Genomic DNA, 16,682 nt, shown 5'->3' with positions numbered 1-16,682 from the left:
GGTGCATGGCGATCTTTGCGGGGGTTCTTGCGGGGGTTCTTTGCGAGGAGCGTGGGGATCGATGGCGGCAGGGCCGATGCGGGGCGCGGATCGGCCCTGCCCGCCCTCAGATCGTGTGCATCCTCGGCGGCTGTTGTTGCTGACGCGGTTCCTGGGCCTGCTGTTGCGCGGTCTGGGCCTGCTGCGGCAGATCCTGTTGCAGTTTCTGGGTCGATTGCTCGAGCGACTGGTTCATCGCGATGTCCTTGTTGGCGAACACGCGGTGATGGGCCGGGTCGTTGAGCCCGCCCTGCACCGCGAACAGACCGTTGCCGTTCGTGCTGAGCACGACATGGTCGATCTTGTTCAGACCGCTCACCTTCGCCTCGTAGGTCAGGCTCGCCGCGGCGCGCTCGAGATCCTCGCGGCCGCGGAAGCCGGCCTGCGGCCCCAGTTTTTCCAGCCCGCCGAGCGCCTGCTGGTACATCGCGTAATGCGGGTTGTTCGGGTTCGACAACAGGTTCGACGGCTCGCCCTTCTTGAGCGCGTCGAGCGTGCGCTTGCCGGCGATGCCGTCGTCCTTCAGACCCTGGTCGCGCTGGAACGCCAGCAAGGCCTCGCGGGTACGGTCGCCGAAATCGCCGTCGGCATGCAGCGGCCGCCCCTGAGCGTCGCGATAACCGAGCTTGTTGAGGTGGTCCTGCATCGCGCGGACGTCGGCGCCACGCTCGCCCTGGCGCAGCACGCCGTCGTCGACCGCAGGCCGGTCCGCTGCGGCCTGGCCGCCGCGCGCGCCGACCGTCTGGCGCTGATTCCAGAAGGTTTCCGGGTTGAGGTTGCGGCCCTCGCTGTCCTTCATCTGGTAATGGACGTGCTGGGCGTACTGCTCGGAACCACGCGGGCCACGGCCGCCCATGGTGCCGATCTCGGTGCCGGGTTCGACGCGCTGCCCCACCACCACCGACTGGCTCTGCGTATGCAGCAGTTGATGGCTGTTGCCTTCGGCATCGCGGATGCTGATGGTGCCGTAGCGCCCGCCGACGAATTCGACGGTGCCGGCGACCGGCGAATGAATCGTCGGATGGGTCAGGTTGACGCCGGCCTGGCCGCCGACGTAGTTGAAGTCGGAGCCGCCGTGGGCGCCGTTGTCGCGGTGTTCGCCGTAATGGCCGGTGATGTGCGCCGAGCGTCCGTGTTGCGGCGGCAGGATCACGTTCATGGTGTCCTGGTACGACATGTCAGCGTCTCCTCATGGGCTTGGCTTGCATCGGGCGGCGCTCACAGGGAGTCGTCGCGCGTGCGGTACAAGGTCCAGCATTCGCCCTTTTTGAAGAAGAACGACATCTGGTAGTCGGTGTCCGGCTTGGCCAGCATCACTTCCTTGTCGCCGTTCAATTCGGTTTGGCTGAGCACGAGTCCATCGCGCTTTTGTTGCTGCGCGCCCGGCATCACCGGGAAGCGCAAGGCGGTTGCGTCGAGCATCGTCGTGACCGGCCTGGGTTCCGGATCGGCGTTCGCATCGACCGTCTCGCTCTGCAGCGGGCTTGCGGTAAAGGCCTTCTGGATGGCGACGTCGTCCATGAACGCGGCCAGGAAGGCGTCGAATTGCTGCGACGGACACGCCACGCCGGTCTTGCCGGCGGCAGCCGCCGCGGTCTTGACCGGGGCCGCGGCTTTATCCGCAGGCGCCGTCGCGCCCGGGCCTCTGGAGGCGACTTCGCAGCCACCCAGCCACACCAGCATCGTCAGCACTACTACTTTCTTGCAGTTCATCTTGCTTCCCCAAACACTACGGCCTGTCGCAGCGGGCCGACCATCGGCCCCCGTCGAGCGGCGCCTGCGCCGCTGCCACCTTCCGTGGCCCTGCTGATGCTCCTGGTCCATGCCCGGTTCCTTGCTGCCGCTTCCGTGCGGATCGAGGGCAAGGCTCCGAACCTGCCGCCTACGACTTCAGATCGGGTTTCAGTCCCACTTGGAACGTGTTGCGCCGATCGCTGTCGTCGAGACGGTAGTACTGGCCGGAAACGATCAGGCCGCCATTGCTCCAGCGCAATCCCTGCGCCCCCTCTTCGACCCAGGCCGAGACGGGATCCTTGACGCCCGGCACAGGCACGTCCGCCTGGCCTTGCACCGCGCCGTCGCTGAGCGCGAGCCTGACCACGCGCAACAGCGTCTGCGACGAGGCCTGTTGCGGCTGGGTGTCGGACTGCAACAGCACGTACACCGAATCGGCTTCGCGCACGCAATGGGTCGCGCGGCTCTGGTAGGTCTGCGTCGGCAACTCCAAGGTGCGCGTCCACAAGGCCTTGCCGGAAGTCTCGGCCACGTAGGCGACGGGACGCTGGTTCATGCCGTCGTCGTCGACCGCCGCACCGACCACGCATTGCTTGTTGTCGCCGATCGATTCCGAGGCGTAGGAAGAAAAACCCGGCGGGATATCGGTGCTCTTGGCCCGGGCGTCGCGCGGGACGCCGTCGTTCGCCGCCGAGGCCAGCGGCTGCGGCGTCGACACCGACGCGTTAGCGGCCGGATCGGCGCTGCACGCGGCCAGCGCGAAAGTAAGAGCGGATACAGCGAGCAATGCGGTGTACGGGTTCGTCGTCATGAGCCGGTCCAACAAGTCCAGTGATTGAAGCCGCGGGCGACGAACACCGCCCGGGGCGCACTACACGAGCCGGTCTGGCACGCCCGCCGTATCGGCGGCGGACGCACCAGACCCCACCGCCCCTCGTCCCCGCGTCCTGCGGGAGCGAAGGGCCACTCGGTCAGGCCATCATCGGCCTGGCTTGCTGCTGACGCGCTTCCTGCGTCTGCGGTGCCTGCTGCTGCACGTCCTGCTGCAATTGCTGGCTCGACTGCTCGACCGTCTGCTGGCGCGCCTGGCGGCCGTCGACGTGCACGCGGTGGTTGCCCGGATCGGCGAGTTCGCCCTGAACCGCGAACAGACCGGTGCCGTTCGCGCTCGGCACGACGTGGTCGATCTTGCTCAGGCCGCTGACCCGCGCTTCATAGGTCAGGCTGGCCGCGGCACGTTCCATGTCCTCGCGGTTGCGGAAGCCGGCCTGCGGGCCCAGGCGTTCCACGCCTTCGAGGGCCTGGCGGTACATCGCGTTGTCGCGGTTCGCCGGATCCGACAGCAACGGTGCGCGCGCCGGATCGGCCTGCTGCGGCGTCGGCGTGGCGCGGCCTTGCTGAGTGGCCTCCTGCTGGGCGCGATCCTGCGCAGCCGGCTGAGCGCCGTCGCGGGCGCCCTGCTGCTGGTTCGGCTGCGCGTTGCGCAGCGCTTCCAGGGTCTTGCTGCCGGCGATGCCGTCGTCCTTGAGCCCGTGTTCGCGCTGGAATGTCTGCAGCGCTTCCTTGGTGTGGGCGCCGAAATGACCGTCGGGATTGATCTCGTTGCCCTGGGCGTCGCGAACGCCGAGGCGCTTGAGCTGCTCCTGCATCTGCTGCACGGCCGGGCCGCGCTCGTTGAGCTTGAGCACGCCGTCGGCCATCGCATCGCGCTGTCCCGGGGCGGCCGGCAGCGCCACTTCGCCGCGCGCCAAGCGCTCCATCACTTCCGGAGTCAGCGCGCGTTCCCACTGCTCCACCGCTTCCCGGCGTTCCTTGAGGTGGTTGTAGCCGCCGTTGATATCGTGGGTGGCCTCGCGAACATTGGTCTGATGACCGTTCGGCACCACCCGGCCCTGCCAGTAGTGCACGGCGATCTTGGCCGCGTTCTCGCGATCGGAAGCCAGGTCCGGGTTACGGACCACGTCGATGCCGATCTCGCGCGCAACGCGCTCGTAGTTGTCGCGGCCGGTCAGCTGGACATAGCCGCGGCCGTGGAAACGCGCGCCGTCGCCCGGCTCGGTGTTGCCGAGGTTTTCGCGGCCCCAGGCGCCGCCGTAGATCGCATTGGCGATCGCATCGCGGCCGCCGCGGACGATCGCGTCGGCCTCGGCCTTGGTGTCCATGCCGTTGCGGCCCGGGAACACTTCGAGCAGGCGCTCGCCGCTGTAGCCCAGCCCTTCGTGCATGCTCTTGAAGCCGCCGGACTCGACCTGCATCTGGCCCATGAACCCGGCCAGTTCCTTCGGATCGCGGATGCCCGCTTCATAGGCGCGGAGCAGCAGAAAATCACGATTGCTTGGGGTCGACATAATTCCTCCTTGATGGATCTTCGATAGCGGCCGGACCCGGTCCGGCCGATGAATTAATTCCTGGGCGGCAGGCCGCGCTTATCGAGCTGCGCGTCGCGGTCCCAGCTACGGGTGAACTTGAACAAGACGTTGTCTTCGTTGCGGATCACGCTGTCCTTCTCGCAGCTCAGCGCGGTCTCGGGCTTCGCGGCCGCGTCGGCCACCACCATCACGCCCTGCTCTTCCAGCCCCATTTCGCCGGACACCGAGTAGAAAATGTGCTTGCGGCCGCCGTCCTCGAACGAATAGGCGTAACCGCCGGTGTTGCCGGCAAAACCCAGTTGCGTGCGCTTGAAGCGACGCGCCGGAGCGGACTTGTCCGCGGGGTAAACGTAATCGTTATGACCTGCGGTTCCCTGGGCGAAGTAGACATAGCCCGACTGGTCGGTCACGCCCTTCGATGCGCACAGCGACGCGAGCTTCTTCTCGGCGCCGGCGAGGGTGCACGAGATCACCACGTCCTCGTCGGCCGCGCACAGCGAACGGCCGTCGCCGGCGGGCGCTGCGGTCGCAGCCGGTGCCGGCACTGCGGGAGCCGCAGTTGCCGGGGCCGGTGCTTGCGATGCCGTCTCGGTTGCAGCGGTGGTCGCGGCCGCCGGCGCTGCCGACGTTTCGCCGTTCGCCGCAGTGCCGCCCTGGCAGCCGCTCAACACGGTCAACAGTGCGATGCCCAAGAGATTCACAGATTTCATAGCAATTCCTTGACTGATCGAGGTAACGGGGTGTCGCGGGTGGATCCGAGTTCCATTGGATCCGAGTTCCATTGGATTCGCGTTCAATTGAGTCGGCATTCAATCGAGTCCGCATTCAATCGCCGAACGCGGCAGCGGAACAGACTGCGCTCGCAGTGCTGGCCGGGCCCGGCTGGCTGAAAGAAAGTCGCTGACACGGACTCGACCGGGACGGCCTGGCAGGACCGGCGCACGCACGACGACGAAAGAACTGAGAGCCACCGAACGGACGCGACCACCGCTGAGCCGACACGCACGCTTGCGCGCACGCAACGACGGGCACGAGGCGACGCCGACCGAGCAAGACGGCGTTCCGATCGCATGCGCGAACGGAGCGCCGCATGCTTAGGCGGTCAGAACCTTCGGTTTGTGCTCTTGCGTCGGCGCGGCCTGCTGCGGTGCGTCCTGCTGGACCTGGAACGTCGACTGCTCGACCGGCTGGTTCGCCGCCTGAGCCTTGTTGACGTGGGCACGTTGGCTGCCCGGGTCGGTCAAGCCGCCCTGGACCGCAAACAGCCCGCTTCCGTCCGCATTCGGCACCACGTGATCGATCCGGTTCAGACCGCTCACCTTGGCCTCGTACGTCAGCGTCGCCGCAGCGCGCTCCAGTTCCTGGCGATTGTGGAACGCCTGCGGACCGAGCTTTTCCAGCCCGTCCACCGCGCCCTTGAACATCGCATGGTCCGGATGCGCCGCATTCGACAACAAGGGCGCCTGCTCGGCCTTCTTCAACGCTTCCAGCGTCTTGGGGCCGGCAATGCCGTCGTCCTTCAGGCCATGGGCCTGCTGGAACGCCTGCAGCGCTTGCTTGCTGCGATCGCCGAAGTCGCCGTCGGCCTTGAGCGGCTGCCCTTGCGCGTCGCGGTAGCCGAGTTTGTTGAGCGTTTCCTGCATGCCGCGCACTTCCGCGCCATGCTCGCCACGCTTCAACACGCCATCGGCCATCGCATCCCTTTCGGGTGCGCGCGGCGTCGTCTGGGTCTGGCCCTGGGTCGGGGATGCGTCGTTGACGGCCCGCCAGGCGGCTTGCGGCGTAAGGCCCTGGTCGATCGCGGCCTTGTACTCGGCCCGCATCGCCTGCAGCGCTTCGCCGGCCCGCTCGGCCGAGATGGAAGCGCGATTGCCCCCCATTCCGCCGTAACGGCTGCGGCCGGTGTCGGGATCGGCCACGCTGGCCCATTCGGCCGCCATCGCTTCCTGCGCATCGTGCAGCGACACGCCGGGCTTGCCGGTGATGTAGCCGTGGATGTCGGGGCGCTTCTGGACGATCAGGTAATCGGAGAAGATCCGCTCCTGCAGCTCAGGGGTGAAGCGCTGGTCCGGGTCGAGCCGAAGCCCGCGGACTGCGCCGTCCATGGTGCCGGGGATGATTTGATACTTGCCGACCGCGAACAGGCGGTCGGGATCGCGTCGCGGCAGGTGCTGCGCTTCTTGCAGCTCGCCGACGGTCATGCGCGAAAAATCAATCGTGGCGCCACGGGCGTCGCCCGCGCTTCCGCGATTGTATGAGTTGTATCCGCCCTCACCTTGCGCGATGAGGTCGCCTAGTCTGTTTCCCATTGTAGTGAGCCTCCAGCTCAAGCAAGTAAGTCGATGGTTACCTGGAAAACCGATTCATCCTGAATCTTTCCAGGCCATGCGAAACCGGCCGGAGCCGACTTCGACTTTACGGACCGGGCACTTGCAGACCCGGGACCGCAATGGCGCATCTGCGCCACGATTTCTTGCGAGCTGGAGCGGCCTCCTGGCCTGTCCTCAGCCCTTGGAGGCTTTCGCGAAGCCCCACTCGGTAACGTTCAAGCGCGAATCCTCACCAGCGACGTTCCAGTCCTCGACCATTCCATAGGTCGTCACGTCCAACTTCTCGCCGCTGCTGACGCTTTCAAAGTGCATTATGCAGTAGCCGTCGCCGCTGCAAGCATCCAATTCGGGAATTTGATCACAAATTTCAGCTTCGCCGCCCACATTTTTCTTGCAGGCCGGCTCCACCACCGGGGTCCAGCCGCCGTCGAGCACCAGCTTGCGAAGATCGGCGTAGGCCATGTCCTTCTTGAAGGCGGCCTGCAACTCGGTCGACGAGCGGGTCGGACTCTTGGCGACGACCGCTTCGGCCGTGGCTTCGGAAGCGTTGCTATCCATCGCGTTCTCCATAGGCGCAGCGCTGTCGGTTTGCGCTTGTGCTTTGACCGCTGGCGCCGCGTCCGCCTGTCCCCGGCCCGAGTCCGCGCTGCATGCGCAGAGCGAGACGGCCAACAGCAACAGGATGATTCGATTCGGCTTCACTGCGACTCCTTTGCAGCCCAGAACCGCAGGTTAGCACAGCCGCAAACGCGCTCGGCCGGCCTGCGGACCCGACGGAATCGGGCCGGGGTGAAACCGATGAACGAGGCAAAGTCGGTCGCCTGTGGGAGTGGGCTCGAGGGTCGCGCCCACCCTTCCCTGTTCATTGGAGAGTCTGCAGCCAACCCAAGACCAGAGATCAGATCAAGCGTCGAAGGTTCACAGCCACCTAGAGCGTCTCGCTTCGACCGGATCGGGTCTCTCGAGCCCCATTCGTATTCCTCACGGCAGCACGAGCACGGGCTCCGAACATTCCGAATAGACGGTCTGGCACCGCCCTTTTTCTAAGCCGGTCTGTCATCTAAGCGAATTCTTATTGCGTGCCAGCAGGGCGACATGGCTACGCTTTTCAAAGCTACTGCACAAGCACCGGTTTGGTGCACTCCGAATAGACGATACGGCACCCGCGATTATTACTGGCATCGTCGCCGATACAACTCTTCATCGCGAGCCCTGTCGCGACTTCTATCGTAGAACCGCCTTGCGTGACGATGGTTGCACCCGGTACCGAAGGCCAAGCGATGACGGCGCACTGGTTCTCATAGGCGAAAAGCAGCTTCTTGCAACCGCTCGCGCCACTCGCGGCACAACGCTTCAAGGCTTCCTGCTCGGCCTTCTTCCTGCTGAAGTTGCCGACCGAAGTGCCTACATCTCCGCTGATCGGATCAATCGCAATAGCACCCCAAGTCAGTTTCCAGCTTGGCTCCGCAGGCACGGCTCGCGAGGCTGCTGCATTCTGCGGCCATGCGCTCGGAGGAAGGCATTGCGGATTGCCCGCCGAAGGAATGCCTGCGGGACACTGCGCCATTGAGTCGTCGTTCCACAGCAACCCAATACCAAGAACCACGAATAAATACGCGACTTTCATTTCAACATTCCTTGTTTCCTTACCTACCGAGAGAAGGACGTTCGCCCGCACTCGTCACTCTTCTCGCCCCATCAAATCGAACCACTCGTGAAGATGCGGTTATCGCATCAACTCCGGAGGGCTGCAATTCGTGTAGTGAATACGGCAGTTCACGTCGTCATTGCTGCACTGGCGCATACCCAGCTCAGAAGCTCTGTCGACAGTCGCAGCAGTGTGAACGCTGTATTTCTTGTCGCCCGTAACAAGGATCGCGCATTGATCGAAGTACGAGACATCCAGGACGCAATTTTTGCCCCCTCTCTTACGGCATTGCGAAAGTGCCTGCGCTTCCGCCTGCCGCTTGGATTTCATTCCGGTCGAGGTGCCTAAGACTGCTTTCGGAGCATCCGTCGCGATCGCTCCCCAGCGACTCTCCCAGCGCGACGGCGAAGGATCTTGGCGTACAGGCGCGTTCTGAGGCCATGCATTCGGAGGGATGCAAGAAGGATTCCCGGCAGCAGGGATACCGGCTGGACACTGAGCCTTCGCAGCGGGGCTAAGTGCGAATACACCGAGTAATACGAGACAGGCAGCCTTCATTGCATTGTCTCCAAATAGAACAGCGCTATGCGCCTAAGCCATCGAGCGTGACTGCAACATACCAATAAAAAAGCCCGCATCTCGATGACGCGGGCTTTCTTAGCCACTTATTAGTACGACCACTCTCAGAACGAAATTACCGCGACACGAGCACCGGGTCAGAGCACTCAGAATAAACGATCCGGCATTTCCCGCTGTCGCCAACACTGGTACCCGCACATCTTTTTAGTGCGATTTCACTTGCTGCAGCGACGCTAGCACCGCTTTGCGCGATAACTCCTGCACCGACGCCTACGACGGCGGGCCAAGCGATGACCGCACACTGGTTTTGATAAGAGAACAGAACCTTCTTGCAACCGGTCGCGCCACTCGCTTGACAACGATCTAAAGCCTCTCGCTCAGCCTTTCTTTTACTGGGCTTACCAACCGCAGTTCCTACATCACCGCTATCCAAATCGATAGCGATGGCACCCCAGGTCAACTTCCAGCTCGGAGGCGCGGGGACCGCCTGCTGTGCAGGAGCATTCTGCGGCCAAGCGCTCGGAGGTATACATGACGGATTCCCTCCTGATGGAATACCGGCCGGGCATTGCGCCAAAGCAGGTCCAGCAAAAAAAGCAGAGAGACCAGTGAGTACCAAGAGGCTGACTGCTTTCATGCTAAGAGCTCCTATTCCTTGCTACCTGCCAACCCGCGCTGCCCCGGTGAGGGTTCCGCGTTAGCCTGCTGGCCTGAGAATCGCGGAGCGGCAGCTTGGGACTGCATTTGTGAGTGGTACTGACTACCTTGCGATTCGGCGGCCCGCTGCGGCGGCTGTCCACCACCGCTGTAGTGCGGCGGAATGCCCGCGCCCGGCGAACCCGACTGACCGGTTTGACCTTGGAACTGGTTGTACGAACTGAACTGACCCAACACGCCCTGGAAGAACATCGCGGCCATCGGCGGTGCGCTGATGATGAGCACCGTCAGGATCAAACCCAAGCCGCCCTGCTGCAACGCCTGACTCGACATGCCCTGGGTGAAGTTTTGGCCCAGGATCGCACCGGCTATCGCGGTACCCCAGAAAACCGCCGCCACCTTGGCGACCATCTCCATGGCAATCGCGACCATCGCACTCAACATCGCCATCGAAAACATGGTTCCGATGCCATAGTACAGCCACTTGCTGAACAGTTGCTTTGTCTGGTCGAAGAGCAAACACAATATGAATATCGGTCCCAATCCGATGAACAAAGCCATCGCAATTTCATAAAGCAGCAGGGAAATACCCGCAGTAATCGCAGGCCCGCCGGTGCCGAAACCGACCGCCCACATAGCCCGGGTCTTTTCGTCGGTCAAGGCTGGATCGCTGACGATCTGCATCGCGTCGATGCTCGACCAGGCCAATTGCATCCACCCCAGGTTCTTGTCGATCTGTTGCTCCGGGGTGGAATTCTGATCGCCAGTGACGACCCAGTTGATTTCCTTCTTGACGTCGTCGGTCAGGAACTCGTGCAAGTCCGTTCCGAACACGCCCATCGAAGTCGCGATCGCGACGATGAAGGTCGCGCGCAACGAATTGGTCACCAGCGCCATCATCGGTTCGCGCGACATGCCGGTAACGATGCGGTAGCCCTGCAACAGGATCCACAAGGTCATCAAGGTCAGCGCGATACCGCCGACCCACTGCATCGCGTTGCCCATCAGGTCGAGACCGAACTTTTGGATCTCGCGACGCAAATAAGTCAGGATCAGACGGAAGAAAACAAAATCCCCGACCGAATCGATGCGCAAGTTGAGCCAATCCAGTGGACTGGAGTTCGGCAGCCAGCCGCCGCTGAGGTTAAATCCCTTAATCATCGCTGCACCCGCTATCCCTGGAATCGCTGTTGCCGGCCCGGCTCATCCGCATGCGGAGAGCGGCCTTGATTCGAACGTCGCCGTTCGCCCTTGTCATTGCAGAGCCCCTGCCATCACCGCCGTGCTGAAGGCCGAGCCAATCAGCGTCTGCTGGCCCTTCAGGCCGCGCTTGGCGAGCGTGTTCTGCTTGTCGACCATCGCCACGATATAGGCGTCGTAGATACCCATCTGCGCCTGATACATCTGGTACTTGATATCGAGATCGTTCGCCAGGCGCATCGATTCGCTGTTCACGCCTTCCACGTTGCCCTGATCGCTGCTGGTCCCGCGCTGGCTCTGCACCTGGCCGAGCAAGCGCTGCATTTCCGGCACGGTGTCGCGCGAGAACCTGACGGTGTAGTTGAACTTCTCGACCTTGGCGCTCTCGATGTTCACGCAGATCTGCATCTGCTGCTCAGACAAGTCGCCGTCGAGGTTCAAGCCCACACGGGACATCAGATTGCCGAGAATGCTGCCTCCGCCGCTTGGCTGACGGCAGCGCTGCTCGACCACCTGCGCCTTATCCAACTCGCGCCAGGGCTCGGAGGTCGGCAAGGCGATCGGGTTGTCCAGGAAACTCTGGAACTTGATGAGCTGCTGTTGGAAGTGGTCGTACTGCTTCTTCCACTCGGCCATTTCCTTGCCGAACTCTACGACGCGCTCGGCGCTGGTCGCGATCTGCTGACCGATATTCGCGGCCATATGACCCGGATCGGTGACGACCCATTGCGCGTTGACGCTGCCGGCCGTCATGACACAGCTCAGCGCCAGGACGCCAACCGCAAGGTTCTTCTTGTACGCCTGCTTGGCATTCGTTTTCATCTTCCCTCTCCCGATCCGATAGTTGCCACTGGCATTGCCGATCAGTGATCCATGAGCCCGACTTACTGCAGCGCGCCCGCCATGGCCGCGGTGCTGATGGCCTGACCCAGGGGGTTCGCCTGGCCCTTGAGCGCGCGCGTCGCCAACGTGTTCTGCTTGTCCATCATCGCGGCGATGTAGGCATCGTAGGTCTTCATTTGCGCCTGCCAGGACTGGTACTTGATGTCCAGGTCGTTCGCCAGGCGCATCGATTCGCTGTCCACGCCCTGGATGTTGCCCTGGCTGCTGCTGGTCCCGCGCTGTCCCTGGATCTTGCCGAGCAGGCTCTGCATCTGCGGCACCGAGTCGCGAGCGAACTTGACGGTGTAGTTGAACTTGTCGACCTTGGCGCTTTCGATGTTTACGCACACCTGCAACTGCTGCTTGGCCAGATCGCCGTTGAGCTGTAAGCCGACGCTGTCCATCAGCCGGCCCAGCAGGCTGCCGCCGGCATCGCCGCACTTCTGCTTGACGACCTCGGTCTTGTTCAACTCGACCCAGGGCTCCGAATTCGGCAAGGCGATCGGATTATTCAGAAAGCTCTGGAACTTGATGAGCTGCTGCTGGAAGTGTTCGTACTGCTTCTTCCACTCGTCCAACTCTTTCACGAATTCGCCGGCACGCTCGCCCGAGACGAGGATCTGCTGGACGACGTTCTGTATGGTGTGACCAGGATCGGTAACCACCCATTGCGCATTCACGCTTCCGGCCGCCATCACGCTACTGAACGCCAGTGCGCAGACAGCCAGCTTCTTAGTGCGCGCCTGCTTGGCAATGTTCGATTTCATCTTCCTTCTCCTGATCTGATGGTTGACGTCAGATACTGCTGAATAAGCGGTTCGCCAGGCTCAGGCCGCGGCGGAATCGGAAACCGCCTTCTTGGCCGGGCCCTTGCCCGAACCCTTGCGGTTGTCGAAAAAGTCCTGCAGCCAATCGGCGGGAACGAGATCGTTCTGGGTAATGCCCTTCTTGTGGGCCGCCTTCTCGAGCACCTGGTGCATGATGTCGATGTTGTCGGTCGAAGCGGAAATGACCGCCAAGGCGTCGTCCATGCCGCGCAGGTTGAGCTGGCAGACGACCGCCGAGTGGCCTTGCTTGACCAGGAAGCAGCGCGAACGCTCGTCAAGGCCCTTCACGACCTGGTACTCGGCATCGGTGAGCTTGAGGCCCTCGATGTAGTCTTCGCGGCTGGCGTTCGGGTTCGGCAGCAGGATCAGCGTCGCGGTCTGTTCGATCAGCGATGCCGAGATGTCGCTGGCCAGCGCGTCTTCCGGGCTCTGGGTCGCGAAGATGCCCATACCGTTTTGTTTACGGATGGTCTTCTGCTTGTTCTTGGCGAATTCCTTCAGGCCGCCGCTGCCGTCGAGGATCTTCCAGAATTCGTCCATGACATAGATCAGCGGACGGCCGTCGATCAGCTCTTCGAGGCGGTGCAGCAGGTAATTGATCACCGGCACGCGCACTTCGGGGTTGTCGATCACGTCGGTGTAGTCGAAGCCGATGATGCTGGCTTTCTCGAGATTGACCGTATCGACCGGGTTGTCGAACACCCACCCCAGCGAATTGCCCGCGGTCCACTTGCGCAGGCGCGCATACAGACCGTCGTCGCCCATGTTGGGCAAGCTCTTCTGCAGGTTGGTCATGCTGCGCAGGTGCGGCGGCGTGTCGAGGATGTTCTCGACCGCGCGGAAAATGTCCTCTTCCTCGCGTGCCGAATACACGGTCTTGCCGGCCAGCACCTTGATCAGATCCGAGAGGAACTGGGTATTGGTTTCGTTGTTTTCGCACTGGAACGGATTGAAGCCGGTGGGCTGACCGTTCTCGAGGGCGAGATAATTGCCGCCGCAGGCGCGCACGAAGATCTCGGCGCCGCGATCCTTGTCGAAGAAGAAGATCGTCGGCACCGGCTTGAGCTTCTGCACCTGGCTCAACAGGAAGTTGATCAGCGCGGTCTTACCGGTACCCGACTTACCGATCACCATGGTATTGGCGATGGCCTTCTCGCCGAGCGAGTTTTCGGCCGGATGGGTCGCGTGGAAATTGAAGTAATACGGCTGGCCGTTGGTCGTCTGCAAGGTGGTGACGCAGTCGCCCCAGGGATTGTTCTCTTTCTTGCCGGTGGCGAAGTTATGCAGCGGCGACAGGCCGAGGAAGTTCAGCGAGCTGACATTCGCCAGGCGCGTGCGGTACTTCCAGTTGCCCGGGAACTGGGCGTAGAACGAGGACGCCACGGCCAGGTCTTCCTTGGCCGAAATGAAGCCGGCGTTGGACAACTCGGCGCGCGACATGGCCAGGTGCTGGGCGAGTTTTTCCTGGCTGTCGGCGTACACCGTAAAGGTGAAGTGATACTCGCCGAGCACGAAGTTGCCCGAGGCGAGCTGGTCCATCGCCATGTCGAGTTCGATGATCTGGCTGACCGCTTTGTCGCCGGACGAAATCATCATGCCCTTGGTGCGGTCGAGCGCCTTCAGCGCGTCCTGGCGTCCCATCGGGCTGAACGAATGCGTCACGACGTATTCGAAGTCCAGGTACTTCAGGCCGTTGAGGATGCCCGGGTACGTGGCGTCGGTGTATTCCTTGATGTTGAGGATCGCACCGAAATGATTCACGCCGTTCGGCGTATTGATGACGAAGTCGCCGGATTTGTTCGAAAACATGTGCCGGCTGACCGGCAGGTAGTTATAGACCGGGGCCGGCAGCACCGGCACCGGCTCGTCGATGCGGTTGAGCAGGTAGCCGAAGAACTCCAGCGCCTCGGAGAACACCAGGCCGTTCTTGGCTTCGTACATGCCCAGCCGGTACGGCGCGTAGTCCTTCAGGACCGCCTCGACGTTGCTGGCCAGCTCCATGAGCTTGCCGATCGCCTGGTCTTGCTCTTCCTTCAGCTGCTCGACGTTCGTCGACTTCTCGACGAAGCGCTTGCCCGACACGATCGGGCGGTAAATCATCGTCAGGTACAGCTCGTTCTGCATGAGCTTCTGACTGGACAGCGACGCGAAGTAGCCGTCCGACAATTCCTGATTGAAGACCTGGTCGAACTGGTTCTTGGTGTTGACGCGGCGACGACGACGGATGTCGTGCACCCAGAACGCCACGTTGACGAAGTCCGGCGCGCGCAGGGTCTGCAGCATCCGGTTGAAGGTGTTGTGGCGGTGCTCCAGCTCCCACTCCTCGCGCCCGACGAAAGGCAACCCACCCAAATGCCACACCAACAGGAAGTCGCCCCCGGTCGTCTTCAGCACCGTCGGCGATACGTGGGTGGACAGCGGGATGAACTCGCTGATGGGAGCGTCGGGCGTCAACATAGGGTGAGTACGTGCCTTCTGGAGTGGATGTAGCGGCTGTTTGAGGCTGGACGGCTGGATCGCTCGGGGAACTCGGCTGACAGCGAACTCGGCTAACAGCCGGCGGCGAACGGCTGCCGGCAAAGCCGGACGTCATTGCGGGCTAGCCGCAATGACGTCCGGGACTTCATTTTTTCGCTTTCTTGTCGCTGGGGCTGCGATACAGGTTCGGCGTGAACACCCACATGCCCTGGTGGTGCTCCAGGTTCCGCACGCGAGCGCGGAACTGGAAGCGCAGACCCAGCAAGCGGAAGATCAGCTCATCTCGCCGGGTCATCTGCCGCATGATGAAAATCACCACCGGCAGCAACAAGATGCACCACATATCGATATAGAACGTCAGCAGCATCGAGGTCCCGGCGCCGAAGGCGAAGGGAATGTACGGAACGCCGAGGAACATCGGCGGACGCGTACAGCCGCGAAACAGCGCGTTCTTATGCATACGAGGACAGGGCCGTCATCACCATCACGTTCTGGCCGACGTCATCCGGGATCACCATGTTGGCCAGCTGGGCGGCCGCGCCGATCAGGAAGCCACCGATCAGGACCGGAGCGACGTCGGCGATGCGCTTGTGAGCGAACGCGATCTGGTAGCCGGCGAAGATCACGGCGATGGTCACGACCGCGATCGAAGCGATATTGAGCAACGAGTTCAGGTTGTTGATGAAGCCGCTGACGCGCTCTTCGGCATTGGCGCCGCCGCCCGGCTGAGCGAATGCCACTTCCGGCAGGACCAGCATGCTGACGAAGAGAGCCGCCATGCCGAAGGCAGAGACAAAGTTCTTGAGAATGGTGTTGTTCATGAAGAGATCCCTTCTAGTTCGCGAGTGGACAAAGGTGGTGGAGAAGAATCGTGGGTCTAGGGGTGGAGCTAGGGAATTGGAGCTAGGGAATTGGAGCTAAGGGTTTGGCGCTGGTGGATCGGTGGTCAGAAAACGAAGGCCTGGTCTCCCGGCGACGGCTCCTTGGCCGGAGCAGCGGCAGCGGCTGGCCCCGCGGCGGCGTTCATCGGCATGACTCTCACCGGTTGAGACGCTTGCAGGGTCAGTGCGGCCATACCCATCGAAACGGGCTGGGCCGGAGGCGGTGAAGAAACTGGCATTGGTGTAGCAGATAACGGCAACTGGGGCATCGACGCGGCCATCGGCGGCGGGGCCGGGGCCGGCTGCGAAGTCGCCAAGGCGGCGGCCAGGCGCTGGGGGCCGGACTGCCGGCCTGGCGCGTAGACCGGCTTGGCGGCCGCGGCGACGCTCGCCCCAACGGGCTCGGCACGCGGCGACTTGCTGATCACCGCGATGGCCTGACCATCGGAGACTTCGCTCGCGGCGCGGTTGATCGAGGCATAGATCTTCTGCACGTAACCGTGCCGGAAACCGGTGACGAAGTTGCCGGAGTAGTAACAGCTGAAAGATTTGCCCCAGTCGTTGTTGGAGCGGCTGTAGCACTCGGCCAGGATGCGCGAACCGGCCTGCAGGTTCGGACAGGCCTCGAAGGCTTTCTCGTAGGAGTCCAGGCCGTACTTGCCGAGGTTGTAGCGGTTGACCTGGGCGACACCGAGCGAAAAGTTGTAGCCGCGGCGCTCGAGCATGCGCACGGTGGCGATCGCTTCGGGGAGATTCTTGGGCTGGCGCACAAGGCGGCCACCCACGACGCCGATGGCGTAGGGATTAAAGGACGACTCCACGCGCACGACGTGGTGCATCACTTCATGTGGAACTGCCAAGCCCGGGCAGTTCATCAGCTCAATTCCGGGCAACATTCCTTGATCCCCCCTGCCGACCTTGGCGCCGACCCCCTGTAAACAGACCAAAAATGAATGGGTTGCTAGCAGTTGGAACGACGCCGCAATGATTCATGTTGGAGCCAGGATTGTCAATGACTATGCACACTTACGTCACTTTTTCACGAATTTCCCGAACGC

17 protein-coding genes are annotated in these 16,682 nt (G+C 62.6%); all 17 read right to left on the bottom strand.

From position 1 onward, the window contains the following. Positions 1–106 precede the first annotated feature (106 nt). The 17 genes from EX88_RS0104220 to EX88_RS23470 all read right to left on the bottom strand — a co-directional run bounded on the left by EX88_RS0104220 (position 107) and on the right by EX88_RS23470 (position 16,508). Positions 107–1,216 (bottom strand): XVIPCD domain-containing protein, encoded by a 1,110-nt coding sequence (locus EX88_RS0104220; protein WP_051884456.1) that lies wholly within the window; start codon positions 1,214–1,216, stop codon positions 107–109. A 41-nt stretch (positions 1,217–1,257) separates the two neighbouring features. Then, the gene (locus EX88_RS0104215; protein ID WP_152566091.1) at positions 1,258–1,863 is read right to left on the bottom strand and encodes a hypothetical protein; all 606 of its coding nucleotides are present in this window, start codon (positions 1,861–1,863) and stop codon (positions 1,258–1,260) included. Positions 1,864–1,921: 58 nt separating this feature from the next. Continuing rightward, positions 1,922–2,584, bottom strand: coding sequence for a hypothetical protein (locus EX88_RS0104210; protein WP_031370749.1), 663 nt, complete (start codon positions 2,582–2,584; stop codon positions 1,922–1,924). Positions 2,585–2,744: 160 nt separating this feature from the next. Continuing rightward, complete coding sequence (locus tag EX88_RS24300) at positions 2,745–4,121, bottom strand: XVIPCD domain-containing protein (RefSeq protein ID WP_051884454.1); 1,377 nt, start codon at positions 4,119–4,121, stop codon at positions 2,745–2,747. Between the two features lie 53 nt (positions 4,122–4,174). Next, complete coding sequence (locus EX88_RS0104195) at positions 4,175–4,852, bottom strand: hypothetical protein (protein ID WP_152566090.1); 678 nt, start codon at positions 4,850–4,852, stop codon at positions 4,175–4,177. 384 nt (positions 4,853–5,236) lie between these two features. Continuing rightward, positions 5,237–6,343 (bottom strand): XVIPCD domain-containing protein, encoded by a 1,107-nt coding sequence (locus tag EX88_RS23480; RefSeq protein WP_051884452.1) that lies wholly within the window; start codon positions 6,341–6,343, stop codon positions 5,237–5,239. Between the two features lie 303 nt (positions 6,344–6,646). Beyond that, a complete protein-coding gene (locus EX88_RS0104180) occupies positions 6,647–7,174 on the bottom strand; it encodes a hypothetical protein (protein WP_152566089.1) in 528 nt (175 codons plus the stop codon). Between the two features lie 412 nt (positions 7,175–7,586). Then, complete coding sequence (locus EX88_RS25085; protein WP_081930613.1) at positions 7,587–8,099, bottom strand: DUF4189 domain-containing protein; 513 nt, start codon at positions 8,097–8,099, stop codon at positions 7,587–7,589. A gap of 99 nt (positions 8,100–8,198) precedes the next feature. Then, positions 8,199–8,678, bottom strand: coding sequence for a DUF4189 domain-containing protein (locus EX88_RS27450; protein ID WP_081930612.1), 480 nt, complete (start codon positions 8,676–8,678; stop codon positions 8,199–8,201). 136 nt (positions 8,679–8,814) lie between these two features. Beyond that, a complete protein-coding gene (locus EX88_RS27445; RefSeq protein WP_081930611.1) occupies positions 8,815–9,336 on the bottom strand; it encodes a DUF4189 domain-containing protein in 522 nt (173 codons plus the stop codon). 11 nt (positions 9,337–9,347) lie between these two features. Further along, positions 9,348–10,517, bottom strand: coding sequence for a type IV secretion system protein (locus EX88_RS0104170; RefSeq protein ID WP_051884451.1), 1,170 nt, complete (start codon positions 10,515–10,517; stop codon positions 9,348–9,350). Between the two features lie 93 nt (positions 10,518–10,610). Then, entirely contained in the window at positions 10,611–11,378 is a 768-nt protein-coding gene (locus EX88_RS24295; RefSeq protein WP_051884450.1) for a DUF4141 domain-containing protein, read from the bottom strand. Positions 11,379–11,440: 62 nt separating this feature from the next. Next, positions 11,441–12,205 (bottom strand): hypothetical protein, encoded by a 765-nt coding sequence (locus tag EX88_RS24290; protein WP_031370744.1) that lies wholly within the window; start codon positions 12,203–12,205, stop codon positions 11,441–11,443. Between the two features lie 60 nt (positions 12,206–12,265). Then, positions 12,266–14,722, bottom strand: a complete 2,457-nt coding sequence (locus EX88_RS0104155) for a VirB4 family type IV secretion/conjugal transfer ATPase (protein WP_031370743.1) — start codon at positions 14,720–14,722, stop codon at positions 12,266–12,268. 166 nt (positions 14,723–14,888) lie between these two features. Next, a complete protein-coding gene (locus tag EX88_RS0104150) occupies positions 14,889–15,203 on the bottom strand; it encodes a type IV secretion system protein VirB3 (RefSeq protein WP_081930610.1) in 315 nt (104 codons plus the stop codon). Beyond that, positions 15,196–15,564: a TrbC/VirB2 family protein gene (locus EX88_RS0104145; RefSeq protein ID WP_051884449.1), complete on the bottom strand. Its 369-nt coding sequence runs from the start codon at positions 15,562–15,564 to the stop codon at positions 15,196–15,198. Before EX88_RS0104145 ends, EX88_RS0104150 begins: the two co-directional genes overlap by 8 nt. 125 nt (positions 15,565–15,689) lie before the next feature. Continuing rightward, positions 15,690–16,508 (bottom strand): lytic transglycosylase domain-containing protein, encoded by an 819-nt coding sequence (locus tag EX88_RS23470; protein WP_200875796.1) that lies wholly within the window; start codon positions 16,506–16,508, stop codon positions 15,690–15,692. Positions 16,509–16,682: the final 174 nt, after the last annotated feature.

Origin of the sequence: Lysobacter antibioticus (assembly GCF_000731095.1) — a bacterium.
Lineage (GTDB): Bacteria > Pseudomonadota > Gammaproteobacteria > Xanthomonadales > Xanthomonadaceae > Lysobacter > Lysobacter antibioticus_B.
Note: the sequence above shows the minus strand (reverse complement) of the source record. Positions and strands in the feature narration are given on the sequence as shown.

Bases quoted from the DNA above. Each gene is read 5' to 3' on its own strand.
- EX88_RS0104220 (WP_051884456.1), bottom strand. From the start codon at position 1,216: ATGTCGTACCAGGACACCATGAACGTGATCCTGCCGCCGCAACACGGA.
- EX88_RS0104215 (WP_152566091.1), bottom strand. From the start codon at position 1,863: ATGGACCAGGAGCATCAGCAGGGCCACGGAAGGTGGCAGCGGCGCAGG.
- EX88_RS0104210 (WP_031370749.1), bottom strand. From the start codon at position 2,584: ATGACGACGAACCCGTACACCGCATTGCTCGCTGTATCCGCTCTTACT.
- EX88_RS24300 (WP_051884454.1), bottom strand. From the start codon at position 4,121: ATGTCGACCCCAAGCAATCGTGATTTTCTGCTGCTCCGCGCCTATGAA.
- EX88_RS0104195 (WP_152566090.1), bottom strand. From the start codon at position 4,852: ATGAAATCTGTGAATCTCTTGGGCATCGCACTGTTGACCGTGTTGAGC.
- EX88_RS23480 (WP_051884452.1), bottom strand. From the start codon at position 6,343: ATGACCGTCGGCGAGCTGCAAGAAGCGCAGCACCTGCCGCGACGCGAT.
- EX88_RS25085 (WP_081930613.1), bottom strand. From the start codon at position 8,099: ATGAAAGTCGCGTATTTATTCGTGGTTCTTGGTATTGGGTTGCTGTGG.
- EX88_RS27450 (WP_081930612.1), bottom strand. From the start codon at position 8,678: ATGAAGGCTGCCTGTCTCGTATTACTCGGTGTATTCGCACTTAGCCCC.
- EX88_RS27445 (WP_081930611.1), bottom strand. From the start codon at position 9,336: ATGAAAGCAGTCAGCCTCTTGGTACTCACTGGTCTCTCTGCTTTTTTT.
- EX88_RS0104170 (WP_051884451.1), bottom strand. From the start codon at position 10,517: ATGATTAAGGGATTTAACCTCAGCGGCGGCTGGCTGCCGAACTCCAGT.
- EX88_RS24295 (WP_051884450.1), bottom strand. From the start codon at position 11,378: ATGAAAACGAATGCCAAGCAGGCGTACAAGAAGAACCTTGCGGTTGGC.
- EX88_RS24290 (WP_031370744.1), bottom strand. From the start codon at position 12,205: ATGAAATCGAACATTGCCAAGCAGGCGCGCACTAAGAAGCTGGCTGTC.
- EX88_RS0104155 (WP_031370743.1), bottom strand. From the start codon at position 14,722: ATGTTGACGCCCGACGCTCCCATCAGCGAGTTCATCCCGCTGTCCACC.
- EX88_RS0104150 (WP_081930610.1), bottom strand. From the start codon at position 15,203: ATGCATAAGAACGCGCTGTTTCGCGGCTGTACGCGTCCGCCGATGTTC.
- EX88_RS0104145 (WP_051884449.1), bottom strand. From the start codon at position 15,564: ATGAACAACACCATTCTCAAGAACTTTGTCTCTGCCTTCGGCATGGCG.